The organism is Spirillospora sp. NPDC049652 (assembly GCF_040675125.1).
GTDB lineage: Bacteria > Actinomycetota > Actinomycetes > Streptosporangiales > Streptosporangiaceae > Spirillospora.
In genome coordinates, this window is record NZ_JBFAOF010001590.1 from 1 (window position 1) to 1,011 (window position 1,011).

General features: G+C 74.6%; 1 protein-coding gene. It reads right to left on the reverse strand.

Annotation, left to right across the window (positions count from 1 at the left end):
- Positions 1-1,011, reverse strand: a 1,011-nt coding sequence (locus tag AB0J52_RS42160) for a condensation domain-containing protein (protein ID WP_500188938.1), incomplete at both ends; no start/stop codon positions are given.

Genomic DNA, 1,011 nt, shown 5'->3' on the forward strand with positions numbered 1-1,011 from the left:
CCGCCGCCCAGGCGGGAGAGCACCGCCGCCAACGCGGCCTGCACCACCATGAACATCGTCACGCCGTGCCGCTGCGCCAGCTCCACCAGACCGGCGTGGGCGGTCGAGTTCAGGCTGACGGGCACGGATCGGCCCTGGAAGGTCCGCTCGGTCGGGCGGGGGCGGTCCGTCGGCAGGGGAAGTTCCTCGGGGAGGTCCTGGAGGGTCCGCCGCCAGTAGTCCAGCTGTTCGGAGATCAGGCTGTCGGGGTCGTCGAGGTCTCCGAGGACGTCCCGCTGCCACAGCGCGTAGTCCGGGTACTGCACGGGCAGCGGCGCCCATTCCGGGGCCGTCCCCGACCGGCGCGCCGCGTACGCCGCGCTCAGGTCACGTGTCAGCACGCCCATCGACCAGCCGTCCGCCGCGATGTGGTGCACGACCATGACCAGCACGTGCTCGGTCGGCGAGAGCCGCAGCAGCCGGACGCGCCACGGAAGCTCGTGCTCGACGTCGAAGCCGCGGCCCATCTCCGCCGCGAGGGCGGCGGGCAGGTCCGGGCGGGCGATGTCGTCGACGGGCAGCGGGGGGCTGGCTGCCGGGCCTACCAGGACGCGCTGGTACGGGGTGCCGTCCGCTTCGGGGAAGACGGTGCGGAGGCTCTCGTGCCGGTCGGCCACATCACCCAGGGCCGTCCGCAGCAGCGCCACGTCCAGGTCGCCGGACAGCCGGAGCGCCATCGGCATCGTGTACGCGGCGCCGGCGCCCGCCTCCTCCAGGCGGTTGAGGAACCACATCCGCTGCTGGGAGTAGGACAGCGGCACCCGCTCGGGGCGTTCCCGGGGCGCGAGGGCCGTCCGGACTCCCCCGCGCCGTCCGTCCGCGAGCGCCGCGACGGCCTCGGGCGTCGGCTCGGCGAACAGCTCCCGGACCGACACCTCGGTGTCGAGGACCGCGCGGACGCGGGCGATCAGCCGCATGGCCAGCAGCGAGTCACCGCCGGCGGCGAAGAACGAGTCGTCCGCGCCGACCCTG